This window comes from Pseudomonas sp. S3_A03, from assembly GCF_054668275.1.
This window is the reverse complement of record NZ_CP162753.1, coordinates 5943293-5959056: the sequence shown is the minus strand read 5'-3', so window position 1 is coordinate 5959056 and position 15764 is coordinate 5943293. Positions and strand designations below refer to the sequence as shown.

Annotated in this window: 16 protein-coding genes, 2 tRNA genes and 1 pseudogene; 9 read left to right on the top strand and 10 right to left on the bottom strand. The window is 59.8% G+C overall.

Annotation, left to right across the window (positions count from 1 at the left end; all coding sequences use genetic code 11):
* The 5 genes from AB4O25_RS27560 to AB4O25_RS27540 all read left to right on the top strand — a co-directional run.
* Nucleotides 1-895 (top strand): LLM class flavin-dependent oxidoreductase (locus tag AB4O25_RS27560; RefSeq protein WP_460150224.1); only part of this gene is annotated, 895 nt, incomplete at its 5' end.
* A gap of 65 nt (nt 896-960) precedes the next feature.
* Nucleotides 961-1113 carry a hypothetical protein gene (locus AB4O25_RS27555; protein ID WP_017530573.1) on the top strand — a complete coding sequence of 51 codons (153 nt, stop codon included), beginning with the start codon at nt 961-963 and terminating at the stop codon, nt 1111-1113.
* Nucleotides 1114-1204: 91 nt separating this feature from the next.
* Nucleotides 1205-1882: a cysteine hydrolase family protein gene (locus AB4O25_RS27550; RefSeq protein WP_460150222.1), complete on the top strand. Its 678-nt coding sequence runs from the start codon at nt 1205-1207 to the stop codon at nt 1880-1882.
* Between the two features lie 5 nt (nt 1883-1887).
* Nucleotides 1888-3249 carry a purine-cytosine permease family protein gene (locus AB4O25_RS27545; protein WP_017530575.1) on the top strand — a complete coding sequence of 454 codons (1362 nt, stop codon included), beginning with the start codon at nt 1888-1890 and terminating at the stop codon, nt 3247-3249.
* A gap of 227 nt (nt 3250-3476) precedes the next feature.
* Entirely contained in the window at nt 3477-4088 is a 612-nt protein-coding gene (locus tag AB4O25_RS27540; RefSeq protein WP_068932409.1) for a LysE family translocator, read from the top strand.
* A 158-nt stretch (nt 4089-4246) separates the two neighbouring features.
* Here AB4O25_RS27540 and AB4O25_RS27535 read toward each other — a convergent pair.
* Both AB4O25_RS27535 and AB4O25_RS27530 read right to left on the bottom strand, forming a co-directional pair.
* Nucleotides 4247-4323, bottom strand: a tRNA-Asp gene (locus tag AB4O25_RS27535).
* A gap of 19 nt (nt 4324-4342) precedes the next feature.
* A tRNA-Val gene (locus AB4O25_RS27530) sits at nt 4343-4418 on the bottom strand.
* Nucleotides 4419-4575: 157 nt separating this feature from the next.
* On the opposite strand from AB4O25_RS27530, the pseudogene rdgC reads away from it, so the two are divergent.
* From rdgC to sugE, 3 genes and pseudogenes are all read left to right on the top strand, one after another.
* Nucleotides 4576-5495: pseudogene (rdgC, locus tag AB4O25_RS27525) on the top strand (recombination-associated protein RdgC).
* 91 nt (nt 5496-5586) lie between these two features.
* Entirely contained in the window at nt 5587-6552 is a 966-nt protein-coding gene (locus AB4O25_RS27520; RefSeq protein ID WP_068932411.1) for a bile acid:sodium symporter family protein, read from the top strand.
* Between the two features lie 105 nt (nt 6553-6657).
* Nucleotides 6658-6972, top strand: coding sequence for a quaternary ammonium compound efflux SMR transporter SugE (sugE, locus tag AB4O25_RS27515; RefSeq protein WP_460150220.1), 315 nt, complete (start codon nt 6658-6660; stop codon nt 6970-6972).
* A gap of 88 nt (nt 6973-7060) precedes the next feature.
* On the opposite strand, the gene AB4O25_RS27510 is transcribed toward sugE, so the two are convergent.
* The 4 genes from AB4O25_RS27510 to AB4O25_RS27495 form a co-directional block, all read right to left on the bottom strand.
* A complete protein-coding gene (locus tag AB4O25_RS27510; RefSeq protein WP_017529790.1) occupies nt 7061-8935 on the bottom strand; it encodes an MFS transporter in 1875 nt (624 codons plus the stop codon).
* Nucleotides 8936-8991: 56 nt separating this feature from the next.
* Nucleotides 8992-10140, bottom strand: coding sequence for a TDT family transporter (locus AB4O25_RS27505; protein WP_460150219.1), 1149 nt, complete (start codon nt 10138-10140; stop codon nt 8992-8994).
* Nucleotides 10141-10246: 106 nt separating this feature from the next.
* On the bottom strand, nt 10247-10558 hold the full coding sequence (locus AB4O25_RS27500) for a cupin domain-containing protein (protein ID WP_065876927.1): 312 nt from the start codon (nt 10556-10558) through the stop codon (nt 10247-10249).
* A gap of 42 nt (nt 10559-10600) precedes the next feature.
* Nucleotides 10601-11794, bottom strand: coding sequence for an MFS transporter (locus AB4O25_RS27495; RefSeq protein ID WP_460150217.1), 1194 nt, complete (start codon nt 11792-11794; stop codon nt 10601-10603).
* A 91-nt stretch (nt 11795-11885) separates the two neighbouring features.
* On the opposite strand from AB4O25_RS27495, the gene AB4O25_RS27490 reads away from it, so the two are divergent.
* A complete protein-coding gene (locus tag AB4O25_RS27490; RefSeq protein ID WP_017529786.1) occupies nt 11886-12425 on the top strand; it encodes a TetR/AcrR family transcriptional regulator in 540 nt (179 codons plus the stop codon).
* 133 nt (nt 12426-12558) lie between these two features.
* On the opposite strand, the gene AB4O25_RS27485 is transcribed toward AB4O25_RS27490, so the two are convergent.
* The 4 genes from AB4O25_RS27485 to AB4O25_RS27470 all read right to left on the bottom strand — a co-directional run bounded on the left by AB4O25_RS27485 (nt 12559) and on the right by AB4O25_RS27470 (nt 15736).
* Nucleotides 12559-13338: an ABC transporter permease gene (locus AB4O25_RS27485; protein ID WP_017529785.1), complete on the bottom strand. Its 780-nt coding sequence runs from the start codon at nt 13336-13338 to the stop codon at nt 12559-12561.
* Entirely contained in the window at nt 13335-14267 is a 933-nt protein-coding gene (locus tag AB4O25_RS27480; RefSeq protein WP_017529784.1) for an ABC transporter ATP-binding protein, read from the bottom strand. Before AB4O25_RS27480 ends, AB4O25_RS27485 begins: the two co-directional genes overlap by 4 nt.
* A 136-nt stretch (nt 14268-14403) precedes the next feature.
* A complete protein-coding gene (locus AB4O25_RS27475; protein WP_017529783.1) occupies nt 14404-15021 on the bottom strand; it encodes a glutathione S-transferase family protein in 618 nt (205 codons plus the stop codon).
* Nucleotides 15022-15076: 55 nt separating this feature from the next.
* A complete protein-coding gene (locus AB4O25_RS27470) occupies nt 15077-15736 on the bottom strand; it encodes a transglutaminase-like domain-containing protein (protein WP_017529782.1) in 660 nt (219 codons plus the stop codon).
* Between the last annotated feature and the right edge of the window lie 28 nt (nt 15737-15764).

The window sequence follows — 15764 nt, the reverse complement described above, 5'->3', positions numbered from 1 at the left end:
CACCATCTCGCCGAGCCCGATGCCGCTGTTGGCCTACCTGGCCGCCAAGACCACCACCATTCACCTCGGCGCCGGCACCATCATCGCGCCGTTCTGGCACCCGTTGCGGGTCGCGGGCGAATGCGCCTTGCTGGACGTGATCAGTAACGGTCGCATGGAAGTCGGTCTGGCCCGTGGCGCTTATCAGGTGGAGTTCGACCGAATGGCCGGTGGCATGCCCGCCTCCTCCGGCGGCCAGGCGCTGCGCGAGATGGTTCCGGTGGTGCGCGCCCTGTGGCAAGGCGATTACGCCCACGATGGCGATATCTGGAAATTCCCGACCTCCACCAGCGTGCCCAAGCCGATCCAGAAGCCTAATCCGCCTATGTGGATCGCCGCTCGCGATCCGGACTCGCATAACTTCGCCGTGGCCAACGGCTGCAACGTCATGGTCACGCCGCTGATGAAGGGCGACGAAGAAGTCCTCGATCTGAAGAACAAATTCCAGGCCGCGCTGGATAACAACCCGGACGTGCCACGCCCGCAACTGATGGTGCTGCGTCACACCCACGTTCACGCGGCCGACAACCCCGAGGGCTGGAAAGTCGGGGCCAAGGCGATCTCGCGTTTCTATCGCACCTTCGATGCCTGGTTCGGCAACAAGGTAACGCCGGTCAACGGCTTCCTGGAACCGAGCCCGGAAGAGAAGTTCGCCGAGCGCCCGGAGTTCCAACTGGAGAGCCTGCACAAGACCGCCATGATCGGCACCCCGGAAGAAATCATCCCGCGCATCAAGTACTACCAGCAATTGGGTGTCGACGAATTCAGCTTCTGGTGCGATAACAGCCTGCCTCACGCGGAAAAGAAAAAATCCCTGGAGCTGTTCATCAAACACGTGGTCCCGGCGTTCCGCTGAAAGTCCACCACCCCGGCCCCTCGGACGCAAAGCCAGGGGCCGCCTGACGTGTGGGGTCGATTCCAATGATCAATGATCGCCGCCCATCACTCGCCCTTCCCTCCGGCGCCGAGCAGGCTTACCTGCGCGGCGAATCGACCGTTTCACATCTGCATTTCAAGCGCCTGCGCGCCAGCGTGACTGCCAAGCAGAACGGTTTCTGGCAACCCGTTTATTGAGCTGACCCGAACTGGAATTCACGCACCCGCGTCTCTTCAAAACGAGGCGTGCCCGGTGCTTTGTGCTTCGGCCCATGATCAGGTTTGCTCAATGAATAATAAAAACGCGCTGTTGATCATCGACATGCAGCAGGAGGACGGATTCGTCCTGGAACACTTCGACACCGTGGCGGCCAACACCGTCGCCCTGCTCAAGACCGCCCGCCGCCAGCGGGTGCCTGTCATCTATACCCGTCACATCAATCAGGCCGACGGCAGTGACCTGCCGCGCGGCGAACCGCGAGCGGCCGACGGCGGCCCCAGCAGCTATCGCGCGGGCACCCGCCACGTGGAAATCCTCGAACTTTTGGCGCCGCAGCCTGATGAGCTCGTTATCGACAAGAGCCGTTACAGCGCCTTCCACCGCACCGACCTGGATGGCCGGCTCAAGGCGCTCGGGGTCGATACCCTGATCGTCTGCGGCGTGTTGACCGATGTTTGCGTGCTCAGCACGGTGTTCGACGCCTTCGCCCTGGGTTATCAGATTCGGCTGGTCAGCGATGCCTGCACCACGACCACACTGGCGGGGCATTACTCGGCGCTGCTGATGATGGCCAACTGGATCTACGCCATGGAAATCCTCACCGGCGCCGAATGCCTGCGAGCCCTGGAGAACCGCGATTATCTAAGCCTGATCCCCGAGCGCCCAGACCTGTTCGCCCACCAGCCCCATGAGCTGGAACGCACCATCGCCCGCTTGCAAACCCATCTCGCCCGGACTCAGGAGTAATCGCCATGCAAGTTGAAAAAAGAAGCATCGATTTCATCCCTGAGGCTGAACGCCATGGCCAACCCGGCTCGCTGTTCTTCATCTGGTTTGGCGCCAACATGAACATCACCACCATTGCGTCCGGCGTGTTGCCGGTCGTGATGGGGCTCAATCTGTTCTGGAGCGCGCTGGCGATCATCATCGGTTCGCTGCTGGGGGCCATCTTCATGGCCTCCCATTCTGCCCAGGGACCGAAACTGGGCATCCCGCAAATGATCCAGAGTCGGGCGCAATTCGGCGTGCTGGGGGCGGTATTGCCGCTGCTGTTCGTGATGCTGATCTACCTGGGGTTTTTCGTCAGCAACACCTTGCTCGCCGCCCAGGCATTGGAGTCCGTCAGCCCGTTGCCGGCCACCGGCAACATCTACCTGATCGGGGCATTGTGCTTTGTCGTCGCGCTCTACGGTTATCGCCTGATTCACCGCTTGCAGAAGCTGCTGTCGATCCTTTCGCTGCTGGTGTTTATCGGCGCGACCGTGTCAGCGCTCCAGTTGCCAATTCCTGCGGAGCAATGGCTGCCAACCGACTTCTCGTTGTCGAAGTTCCTGGTGGCGGTGAGCATCGCCGTGACCTGGCAACTGTCCTACGCGCCGTACGTGGCCGACTACTCGCGTTACTTGCCGAGTAGCACGCCAACCGCAAAAGTGTTCTGGTACAGCTACGTCGGCACGGTCAGCGGCGGTGCCTGGATGATGATTTTAGGGGCGATTCTCAGCGTCGGTATCACGGGCTTTTCCAGTAACGTCGGCAGCCATATCGCCGGCCTGTTTGGGAGCGGCGCGCTGCTGCTGTTCGCCTTCATCGTCTATGGCCAGGTGTCGATCAATGTGTTCAACCTGTACGGCGCCTTTATGTCGACCATCACCGTGATCGAACCCTTTGCCCAGCTCAAGGTGACACCTCGTGTACGCGGCCTGTTCATGCTGCTGATCAGCCTGGTGGCCACAGCCTTGTGCACCATCAGTCAGGACGACTTCATCAACTTTTTCCTCAATTTCATTTTCTTCATGAGCTACTTCCTGATCCCTTGGACGGCAATCAATCTGGTGGATTACTACTGCCTGCGCAAAGGGCAATACCGGATCGATGACATCTTCGACAAGGACGGGATCTACGGACGCATCAACTGGATCGCTTGCGGCAGTTTCGTGCTGGCGATCGCGCTGGAAATCCCCTTCATGAACACCACGTTGTATGTCGGCCCGGTGGCCAACGCCCTGGATGGCGTAGACCTGGCGTGGATGGTCGGGTTGCTGGTACCCGCCCTGAGTTACTACTGGCTGATGAAACTCGGCAAGCGTGCCCAGGGGGTGGGCGAGATGTCTTGAGTGTGAGGCAGGGCAGCAGGTGTAAGGCCAACATCGATCGGTAGCCAACATGCCCTTGCTCGCAGGTTTGTGATGGATCATCGGGGCCCAACGATGCCTCGATGATCAGGTCTGTTTTCGGATCGAGGTCTTGATCGGGGCACAGGGAGCAAACGACCGTGTTGTTTCGCTGCTCACCCGGTGCGAATATTTCGCTTTATGTACCAGGCAATAGGGAGGCTTCGAACGTGAGCGCTACTGCTTCAATCTGGTTATTTGTCGTGCCATTCGCCATTGCAGCCGCAATCCCCGGCCCTGCTCAGGGAGCCCTGCTCGGCCAAGTGGTGTCGCGCGGCGCAAGGTCTACGATACCCTTCATCGGCGGTATGGTGCTGGGAAATGCGGCCTGGCTGGTGGTTGCCACCCTCGGTCTTACGGCGCTGGCACTGCAGTTCGAGCATGTGTTCATCGCGGTGAAATGGCTGGGTGTTGCCTTTATTCTGTTCATCGCATGGAGCCTATGGTGCAAGAGCACCGAACAACCTCAAGCACCTCCCAAGCGCTCAGTGGGCCGAGGCCTTCTTGCAGGCGCTGTGCTGACCCTGAGCAATCCAAAGGCGGTGGTATTTTTCGGCGCGGTGTTGCCTCATGCATTTGATCTGACGGCTCTGTCCTGGCCCGAAGTCCTCTTTATCACCGCACTCGGCATTGGGATTGATCTGACCATCCAATTGGCTTACCTGGTTACCGCATCGCGAATCAAGTGCGCCCTCCAGTCACCCAAGGCAATGAAGCGTCTGAACAGAACATCCGCCGGCGTAATGACTGGCTGTGCGGGCTGGATGGCTGTTTCACACTGATCTGCTTGCAGCAATGTTCACCGTTGAACGTCTACGCCGCCCCAGGTTGGCCTTTTGCATCAAGGATGAAATGCGAAATGCTGCAGACGAAAAAAAGCCCGCTCAATGAGCGGGCTTTCTGTGGTGACCTGGCGTTCAGCGTTCCAGGTTACCGAATATGGCGCAGCGGACGGGACTCGAACCCGCGACCCCCGGCGTGACAGGCCGGTATTCTAACCGACTGAACTACCGCTGCGCGTAACACATGAAGCGAATGGTGGGTGATGACGGGATCGAACCGCCGACCCTCTGCTTGTAAGGCAGATGCTCTCCCAGCTGAGCTAATCACCCTTCGTCTCGGTGTGGCGCGCATTCTACGGAGCGACCCTGGGTCTGGCAAGCACTTTCTTAAATCTTTTTTGAGGCCTTCCAATGGCTTAGGCAGGGTTGGCCTGGGGCGTTATCAAGAGAATAATGCCCCCCTTTGTATAAAGGAGAGACTCACCCCATGTGGTTCAAGAACCTGCTTATCTATCGCCTGACCCAAGATCTGCCTGTTGATGCCGAGGCGTTGGAGACTGCAATGGCCACCAAACTGGCGCGCCCTTGTGCAAGCCAGGAGTTGACCACTTACGGTTTCGTCGCGCCTTTTGGTAAAGGCGAAGACGCTCCCCTGGTACACGTCAGCGGAGATTTCTTGCTGATCGCCGCACGCAAGGAAGAACGCATTTTGCCGGGTAGCGTGGTACGTGACGCGCTCAAAGAGAAAGTCGAAGAGATCGAGGCCGAGCAGATGCGCAAGGTCTATAAGAAGGAACGCGACCAGCTCAAGGATGAAATCATCCAGGCCTTCCTGCCGCGCGCGTTTATCCGTCGCTCGTCGACCTTCGCCGCCATCGCGCCGAAACAAGGCTTGATCCTGGTGAACTCGGCCAGCCCCAAACGCGCCGAAGACTTGCTGTCGACCCTGCGTGAAGTGATCGGCACCCTGCCGGTACGCCCCCTCACCGTAAAAACCGCACCGACGGCGATCATGACCGACTGGGTGACCACCCAAAACCCGCCGATGACTTTTTTGTCCTCGACGAGTGCGAACTGCGCGACACTCATGAAGACGGCGGCATCGTGCGCTGCAAGCGCCAGGACCTGACCGGCGAAGAGATCCAACTGCACCTGACCACCGGCAAGGTCGTGACGCAACTGTCCCTGGCGTGGCAGGACAAGCTGTCCTTCATGCTCGACGACAAAATGACCGTCAAACGCCTGAAGTTCGAAGACCTGTTGCAAGACCAGGCGGAACAGGATGGCGGCGACGAGGCCCTGGGCCAACTGGATGCCAGCTTTACCCTGATGATGCTGACCTTCGGCGAATTCCTGCCGGCGTTGGTTGAAGCGTTGGGCGGCGAAGAGACCCCACAGGGCATTTAAAGCCATGTGAATCAAACTGTGGGAGGGGGCTTGCTCCCTGCCACATTTGATAGGTGTTCAACTTCAAGAATCTGATAACAAGGACATCCCCATGCGCGCACTCGCCGCCCTGAGCCGCTTCGTCGGCAATACCTTCGCCTACTGGGTGCTGATTTTTGCCGTGCTGGCCTTCCTTGAACCCGGTTGGTTCGTCGGCCTGAAAAGCGCCATCGTCCCGCTGCTGGGCCTGGTGATGTTCGGCATGGGGCTGACCCTCAAACTCGATGACTTCGCCGAAGTCGCGCGCCACCCATGGCGAGTGGCGCTCGGCGTGGTTGCGCACTTTGTGATCATGCCGGGCGTGGCCTGGTTGTTGTGCCAAGTGTTCCACCTGCCGCCGGAAATAGCCGTCGGCGTGATCCTCGTCGGGTGCTGCCCAAGCGGCACCTCGTCCAATGTAATGACGTGGCTGGCACGCGGCGATTTGGCGCTGTCGGTGGCCATCGCGGCCGTCACCACCCTCCTCGCCCCACTGCTCACGCCGGCGCTGATCTGGCTGCTGGCCTCGGCCTGGTTGCCCGTGTCGTTCATGGAACTGTTCTGGTCGATCCTGCAAGTGGTGCTGCTGCCGATCGTGCTCGGCGTGGTTGCACAACGCCTGCTCGGCGAGCGGGTGCGTCATGCCGTGGAGGTGTTGCCGCTGGTGTCGGTGATCAGCATCGTGATCATCGTTGCGGCGGTGGTTGCCGCCAGCCAGGCGAAGATCGCCGAGTCGGGCCTGTTGATCATGGCCGTGGTGATGTTGCACAACAGCTTCGGTTTCTTGCTGGGTTACTTCACAGGCCGCGTGTTCAGGTTGCCATTGGCGCAACGCAAGTCGCTGGCGCTGGAGGTGGGCATGCAGAACTCCGGGCTGGGCGCTGCGCTGGCCAGCGCGCACTTCTCGCCACTGGCGGCGGTGCCGAGTGCGCTGTTCAGCGTCTGGCACAATATTTCCGGGGCATTGCTGTCGACCTACTTCCGTCGCATGAGCGAAAAGGAAGACCGGCGCATGGTGGAGAACACTCCGCAAACTTGATCGCCCGATCCGTTTTCGGCACTCTACGGGCTTCGCGGGGACGACCTCGCGACGCCAACGAGCGTTGAATCCGGGGACGACCCCGCCTGAAGAAGCGAGGTCATCATGTCCTGGATCATTCTGTTTTTTGCCGGGTTGTTCGAAGTCGGCTGGGCCGTGGGCCTTAAGTACACCGACGGTTTCAGCAAGCCGCTGCCCACTGCCCTCACGATTGTCGCCATGGCCGTCAGCCTCGGCCTGCTGGGGCTGGCAGTCAAAGAGCTGCCACTGGGTACCGCCTATGCCGTATGGACTGGCGTAGGCGCCGTGGGTACGGTGATTGCGGGCATTGTCCTGTTTGGTGAATCCATGGCGTTGTTTCGGTTGGCCAGTGTGGCCTTGATCATTTGCGGGCTCATTGGTCTCAAGATCAGCACTTAGGCCACTGCCGCTTCCCAGAGCGAGCCCCACATTTTGATGTGTGAATGTGGGGCTTGCTCGCGATGAGGCCGACCCAACCCATGCAGGGCTACCGGACACTCCCCCGCAAACCGCCCACCACAGCCTGCAACTGCACAGGCGTTGCAGCCTGCGCGGCAATCGGCTCCCCGGCCACCAACACCACCCGCGACCAAATCCGGTGGAAAAACCCCTTGTTTGGATCGCGACTGAAGAAACTTCCCCACAGCCCCTGCAACGCCATCGGGATCACCGGCACCGCCGTCTCTTCCAGAATGCGTGTCACCCCGCCACGAAACTCATTCATCTCGCCATCGGCGGTCAGCTTGCCTTCCGGGAAGATGCACACCAGTTCGCCGTCCTTCAGGTACTGCGCAATCCGTGTGAAGGCCTTTTCGTAGATCTGGATGTCTTCATTGCGCCCGGCAATCGGAATCGCACCGGCGGTGCGGAAGATAAAATTGAGTACCGGCAGGCGGTAGATCTTGTAGTACATGACAAAACGAATCGGCCGACGCACTGCGCCGCCAATCAACAATGCATCGACAAACGACACGTGATTGCACACCAGCAACGCCGCGCCTTCATCAGGAATGGCCTGCAGGTTGCGATGTTCCACCCGGTACATGGAATGGCTGAGCAGCCAGATCATGAAACGCATGGTGAACTCGGGGACGATCTTGAAGATGTAGGTGTTGACCGCGACGTTGAGCAGCGACACCACCAGGAACAGTTCGGGGATCGACAGCTTGGCCACGCTCAGCAGCACGATCGACACAATCGCCGACACCACCATGAACAGCGCGTTGAGGATGTTGTTGGCGGCAATCACCCGTGCGCGCTCGTGCTCGGCGGTACGCGACTGGATCAGCGCATACAGCGGCACGATATAGAAACCGCCGAACACCCCCAGGCCGAGGATATCGAACAACACCCACCACGCCTGGCCGACACTGAGCACCGCCAGCCAGTCGTTGGCCTGGATGTTCTGCACGAAGCCGCCGGAATGCCACCACAGCAACAGGCCGAACACCGTCAGGCCGAATGAGCCAAAGGGCACCAGGCCGATTTCCACCTTACGCCCGGAAAGTTTCTCGCAGAGCATCGAACCGAGGGCGATGCCCACCGAAAACACGGTGAGGATCAACGTCACCACGGTTTCGTCGCCATACAACCACTCTTTGGCGTACGCGGGGATCTGCGTCAGGTAGATCGCCCCGACGAACCAGAACCATGAGTTGCCGACGATCGAGCGCGACACCGCCGGCGTCTGGCCCAGGCCCATGCGCAAGGTGGCCCAGGACTGGGTGAAGATGTTCCAGTCCAGGCGCAGCTGCGGGGTCGACGCCGCCGCACGGGGAATGCTGCGACTGGCCAGGTAACCCAGCACCGCGACGCCAACAATCGCCACGGACACCACAGGCGCATAGTGGGCGGACGACATCATCACTCCCGCACCGATAGTGCCGGCCAGAATAGCCAGGAAGGTGCCCATTTCCACCAAGCCGTTGCCGCCCACCAACTCGTCGTCGTGCAGGGCCTGGGGCATGATCGAATACTTGACCGGGCCGAACAGCGCCGAGTGCGTGCCCATGGCAAACAGCGCCAGCAGCATCAGCTCCAGATGGTTGGTCAGGAAGCCTGTGGCGCCCACGGCCATGATCACGATCTCGCCGATCTTAATCGCGCGGATCAGCGCATCCTTGTTGAATTTCTCGCCAAACTGCCCGGCCAACGCCGAGAACAGGAAAAACGGCAGGATAAACAGCAGCGCGCACAGGTTGACCCAGATAGAGCGGTCACCGTCGATGGTGAGCTTGTAGAGAATGGCCAGGATCAACGACTGCTTGAAGATGTTGTCGTTGAAAGCGCCCAGCAACTGGGTAACGAAGAACGGCAAAAAGCGCCGTGTGCGCAGCAAGGTAAATTGCGAGGGGTGGCTCATCGTCCGTGTTCCTGCGTGGCCGTTATTTATCAGGCCACGACTTTACCTAATCGCGCTCACTTATTCCCTAATCCTGCAATGCAGGGTGAAACAAAAAGCTCACCTTTGTAGGCGCCTTGCACGGTGCGCTTGGCGACAACCCACCACATCAGCGCCAAGGCCACTACCAACACGCAGCCCATTACGCCGAAGAAGCCCAGGTGCAGCACGGCTGCCAGTTTCAGCGTGGCCAGGGCATACACCCCCAATGGGAAGGTAAACCCCCACCAACCGAGGTTGAACGGGATACCGGCGCGCAAGTAACGCAGGGTGATCAGCACCGCGATCAGCATCCACCACAGGCCGAAGCCCCACAGGGTGATACCCGCGATCAGGCCAAGGCCGCCGGCAATTTCACCGACGCCGGGCAAGCCATTGGCGGCAAAGATGACGGGAGCATCGCCGCCCAGCAACAACATCCCAAGGGCCCCGGTGCCGATGGGACCGAGCGCCAGCCAACTCGACGCGGCCATATTGGCGTGGGGCAATTTATGCAGGGCCATGCGCAGCATCAGGATAGTCAGGATGCTGAACGCCACCGGCAGGGAAAACGCCCATAGCACGTAGCTGGTCACCAGCATCACCAATTGCCCATGGGCATCTGCCAGGTGTGGCGCGAGCAAGCCACCGCTGGCTGCGGCGACTTCAGCGGCGACTACAGGCAGCAGCCACACGGCGGTCATCCGGTCGATGCTGTGTTCCTGACGGGTAAACATCATGAACGGGATCAGCACACCGCAGGCCAGCGCCATGGCCACGTCCAGCCACCACAGCGCTTCGGCCAGCGGAATCACATCGGCACCCCAGCGCGGCAGGCCGAACAGCAACAAGCCGTTAAGAATGGTTGCCAGGCCCATGGGAATGGTGCCGAAAAACATCGAAACCGTGGAATGCCCGAAGATCCGGCGCGCCTCGTGAAAAAACATCACCCACCGCGCCGCATACAAAACGCTGAACAGCAGGAACAGGCCAATGGTCAACAGCCAAAGCCCTTCGGCGAGCGCCTGCACACCTGGCAGAGTGACGGGCAACTGCGCCAAGGCCAGCGCCAGCACCCCGGTGCCCATGGTCGCGGCAAACCAGTTGGGGGTGAACTGGCGAATCACTTCCTGAGGGCGGGTCAGGTGGCTGAAGGGTTTGAAGCGGGCAGTAGTCGAGCAGGTCATGATGGCAATCCTCTTCCTCGCATGAGGGTGGGACCATGGTAGAACCTGATCGAATATCTATATAACGGGTAATATCTCTAACTGTTATCTATTTTGCCGATAAGCGCTAAACACTGCCCTCGCTTTCTATCACCAGAATTCGCGCAGGGCCCTGGGGATGAGCCACGTGCTCGGTGCCGACGCTGGCGTAGAAAATATCCCCCACCGCCAGCTCCGCCACCTGCTCAAAACCATGGTCGCGGTAGTACATGTTTACCCGCCCATCCAGCACCACAAACACTTCTTCACCGTCGTTGGTGTGCCAGCGATACGGCTGGTCGGTCCAGTGCAAACGGGTGGTGATGCCGTTCATGTTGGCAATATCCAATGCTTCCCAGGCACGGCTGCCGGTGAAGTCCTTGCTGCGGATGATCTTCACGCTTGAATCTCACGGCTTTTTGAATCGGCGATTATTACCGGATCAAGGGCTGGATGTCGCCTTGCGCCTGGAAGAATCCTGCATGAGCAGCGCGACCAAGGCACTGAGTGTCAGCCCGATCAACAGCGCCCCATACGCATCCGTAGTGGCAATCAAACCAACGCTGCGGATCAGATTACCCGCCAACAGTGATGGCACGCAGAACGCCAGGTAACTCAGCACATAGAACGCCGACATCAAACCCGCCCGCTCGTGGGGCAAGGCCAGCGGTACGACGCTGCGCACAGCCCCAAGGAACCCGGTTCCGAAGCCACTGCCGGCGATCAGCGTGGCGACAAAAAATAACGGCAAGCTGCCGGCGTGCACAGCGCTCAGGATCAACGCCACACCCACCGCCAGCAATACAGCCCCCAGGCGCAGGAGCCTGTCGGCCGAGCGATTGCGCAGGCTGTAGATCATCAGCGCTGCGCTCAATGTCAGCACGGCCACCAACCCGCCACCGATCAGATGGGATGTGGAGCCGGTCGCCGCCCGCACCAGCGACGGCGCGAGGGACAGATAAAAACCTCCCATGGCCCATACCGCGACGTCTACCGGCAACGCCACCCATAACGCGCGGCGAGCCTGGGCCGGCACGTGCAAGGTGGGCCACAGCGAGGCCAGCGCTCCCGGTATCCGGCTGACGGTTTCCGGCAAGCGCACTACATACAAGGCTTGTAACAGCATCAGGCTGAACAGCACCGCGTAAATCAAGGTGGTCGGGAACGGTGCAAACTCCACCAGCAGGCTGCATCCCATCGCCCCGCACGCCATCCCCAACATCGGCGCCACACTGTTGATCAGCGGCCCTTGCTGGCGATCGGTATCGAGCAACGCCGCCCCCAGCGCCGCCGTGGCCATGCCGGTGGCAAAGCCCTGCAATGTACGCGCGGCAATCAGCCAGGCCACGCTGCTTTCATTGATAAATAGCAGCATCGCCAGCATGTTCAGGACCAGCGCGGCAAAAATCACCGGCCTACGCCCCAGATGGTCCGACAACGACCCCACGGTCAGCAGCGCCGCCAGCAGGCTCAAGGCGTACACGCCAAAGATCAGCGTGAGCATGCCTGCCGAGAAATGCAGGCCTTCCTGATACAGAGGGTACAACGGCGTCGGCGCGCTGGAGGCGGCCAGGAATGTGAGCAAGGTGATCGCGAGGAACACCAGACTGGAACGATGAGACGTCAGGTTGGGCATGGGCACGCTCCGCTAAAGCTAATATTTTGCTTTTGTGGAGTGTGCGACCGGCCAGCACTTAAAGCAAATTCTTTGTGTTAAGGTCACAAACATGGTGATTAAAGAAGGCCTCCGCCCGGGAGGCCGTAGTGCCCGGGTACAAGAATCCGTTCATTCGGCAGTGCGCGAACTGCTGGAGACCCATGAACGCACGAGCGTGACCGTGCCGATGATAGCCGCGCGCGCAGGCGTCACCCCGTCGACCATCTACCGACGCTGGGGCGACCTGTCGGTGCTGCTCGCCGACGTGGCCCTGGCGCGCATGCGCCCCGACAGCGAACCGGCCAACACCGGCAGCCTGCGCGGTGACCTGCAAGCCTGGGCCGAGCAATATCTGGATGAAATGAGTTCGGCGCCGGGGCGCAACATGATGCGTGACGTGCAGTGCAGCGTGACGCCAGGATATTGCGTGAGCATCTTGAGTGGGCAGTTGCAGGCGATTGTCGACCGCTACCCGGACCAGGCGCCACCGAGCGTGGACCGTTTGATCAACCTGCTGGCGGCGCCGACGGTGTTTCGCATTCTGTTTTCAAGCGCACCGTTGGAAGTTGAACAACTGCACGAGCTGATCGAGCTGGCGCTGAAGTCATAAGGCCTCATACAAAACCAAATGTGGGAGGGGGCTTGCCCCGATGGCGGTGTAACAGTCCACATAGTTTTGACTGCGCCACCGCTATCGGGATGTAAGCCCCCTCCGACATTTTTTACCGCGTTCAGATCAGTACTTACGTACGCATCCCACGCCCACTCACCAGCAACCGCGCGCAACCGATATACAACACCACGGTGGCCACGATCATGAAGGTGATCGCCACGCTGATCTTGATATCCGACACACCCAGGATGCCGTAGCGGAAGGCGTTGACCATGTGCAGCACCGGGTTGGCCAGTGACACGGTCTGCCAGAACGGTGGCAGCAAGGTGATGGAATAGAACACGCCGCCCAGGTAGGTCAGCGGCGTCAGCACGAAGGTTGGGATGATCGAAATATCATCGAAGTTGCGTGCAAACACGGCGTTGATAAACCCCAGCAGCGAGAAGATCGTCGCCGTGAGCACCACCACCAGAATCGTCACCCCGAGGTGATGCACTTGCAGCTGCGTGAAGAACAGTGACAACAGCGTCACGATCACCCCGACCATCAAACCGCGCAGCACGCCACCCAAGGTGTAGCCGATCAGAATGGTGTGCGGCGACACCGGCGACACCATCAATTCTTCGATGGAGCGCTGGAACTTGCTGCCGAAGAAACTCGACACCACGTTGCCGTAGGAGTTGGTGATCACTGACATCATGATCAGGCCCGGCACGATGTACTCCATGTAGGTGAAACCACCCATGTCGCCGATCTGCCGACCGATCAGGTTACCGAAGATCACGAAATACAGGACCATGGTGATCGCCGGCGGCAGCAACGTCTGCGGCCAGATCCGGGTAAAGCGCTTCACTTCGCGGTAGACGATGGTTTGCAGCGCAACGAGGTTAGGTTGCAGTTCGGAACTCATACCGCCACCTTCGTCAGATTTTTCTCCACCAGGGACACGAACAACTCCTCAAGGCGATTGGTTTTGTTACGCAGGCTCAGCACTTCGATGTTCTGGGTTGCCAACTGCGTGAACAGCGCGGTAATGCCCATGGCTTTGTCGACCTGGACTTCCAGGGTGTGGCTGTCCACCAGGCGGCTCGGGTAGCCGAGCAGTTGCGGCGGCACCGACAGATTGTTCTTCAGGTCGAGCAGGAAGGTTTCCACATGCAACTGGCCCAGCAGGTTACGCATGCTGGTGTTCTCGACGATGGTGCCGTGGTCGATGATGCCGATATTGCGGCACAGCTGCTCAGCCTCTTCCAGGTAATGGGTGGTGAGGATGATGGTGATGCCCTTCTCGTTCAGCTCGGTGAGGAAGGTCCACATCGAGCGACGCAGCTCGATGTCCACGCCGGCGGTGGGCTCATCGAGGATCAGCAGGCGCGGTTCGTGCACCAGTGCGCGGGCGATCATCAAGCGGCGTTTCATACCACCGGACAGCGAGCGCGAAGGCACATCGCGCTTGTCCCACAGGCCCAGTTGGGTCAGGTATTGCTCGGCGCGTTCCTTGGCGACTTTCATCGGGATGCCGTAGTAACCGGCCTGGGTCACGACGATGTCGAAGGTCTTTTCGAACTGGTTGAAGTTGAATTCCTGGGGCACCACGCCGATAGAGCGCTTGAGCGCCGCCGGGGATTTATCCAGGTCATGACCGAAAATATTCACCGTGCCGCTGGTCTTGTTCACCAGGGTCGAGAGGATACCGATGGTGGTGGATTTGCCTGCGCCGTTGGGGCCGAGCAAGGCGAAGAAGTCACCTTCGGCGACGTCCAGATCGATACCACTCAGGGCCTGGAAACCGTTGCCGTAGGTTTTGGTTAGCTGCCGGATGGACAGAGCGGAACTCATATCGGAATACGCACCAAAGAAGGGAATAGAAAGAATAGATGAGGGGCGCACCGCAGGTAGTTCAACCCGCGGCGCATGGCGAGCATGGTGCGTGCCCGCGTCGCACAAGTACAGTCACCTGTATTAATAGTCAGTATTAAGTCAACACGGTCATGACCGCTTTGCGATACGCCGGCCGCTGCTGCAGGCGTTGGTACCAGGCCTCTAGATGGGGCATTGCAGGACGTTCGATGGGCATTTCGAACCAGGCGTAAATGAAACAGCCCAAGGGGATGTCCCCCATGCCGAAAGCGTCGCCGGACAGGTAAGGCTGCCCGGCGAGGGCCTGCTCGACCGTCTGGAGCGCATCAATGCAGGCTTGGCGTCCTGCGTGGATGGCGTGCCAGTCCTGTTTTTCTGCGGGGGTACGCAATACCCCCCAGAACACGATCTTGAAGGGCTCGGCCAGGGTCGAGGTGGTCCAGTCCATCCACTTTTCGGCATTGGCACGGGCTTGCAGGTCGCTTGGGTAAAACGCCGACGCGTGCTTGGCGCAGAGGTAACGCACAATGGTGTTGGATTCCCACAACGCAAAGTCGCCGTCCTGAATCATCGGCACCCGGCCATTGGGGTTCAGCGCCCGGTACTGCGGGGTATCGACCACACCAAAAGCCCCGCCCGCATCAATTGCCTCATAGTCCAGGCCGAGCTCCTCGGCGCACCACAGTGCTTTCCTGACATTGGATGAATTTTTACGACCCCAGATCTTCAGCATGACCGCGCCTTATTGTGGTGAACATGGCTTGATGAACGCAGCAGCATACGCCGGTTCACCCACGGCTTAAATCGCTCTGCAAGTCGCCCAGCAGGCTCGGCATGTGTTCGGCAAACAGGTGCGGGTAACATTTCTGAATATGGGCGAAGAACATTTCTTCGGGCACATCGGCAAATTGCCCATGGTCCAGCACGTACTCCATCGAACGCTGGCCTTGGCGATTGAACGCATGGAACACGCTGTCGTTAACCCCATCGAATTCCAGCGGCGGCACATCGAATAGCTCACACAATTGCTGATTGAACGCCGGCGTGGCCTTGACCCAGCCACCGTCCAGGTACAGCTCGGTGTAACCGTGCATGGCGAACACATCACTCTTGAGCAACGCGAGCAGACGCGGGGTCGACAGGTGATTACGCACATCCGCCAGGCCGATGCGCGCGGGGATACCGCAATGGCGGGCGCAGGCGGCGAGCAAGGTGGCCTTGGGCACACAGTAGCTCTCGCGGGTAGCCAGGGCGAAGCTGGCGTTCAACGTGCCGGGGTCGCGGCTGAAGGTGTAGGGGTTGTAGCGCACAGCCTCGCGTACGGCGAGATAGAGACTGACTGCCTGGTCACGTAAATTCGCATGGGTTCCGCGGTTTTTTTCGGCGAACTCCACCACCGCAGGGTGGTCACTATCGATGAAGCGGCTGGGACTCAGGTACGTTTCCATGAGCTTTATCTCCAAAGGAAGCCTGAAG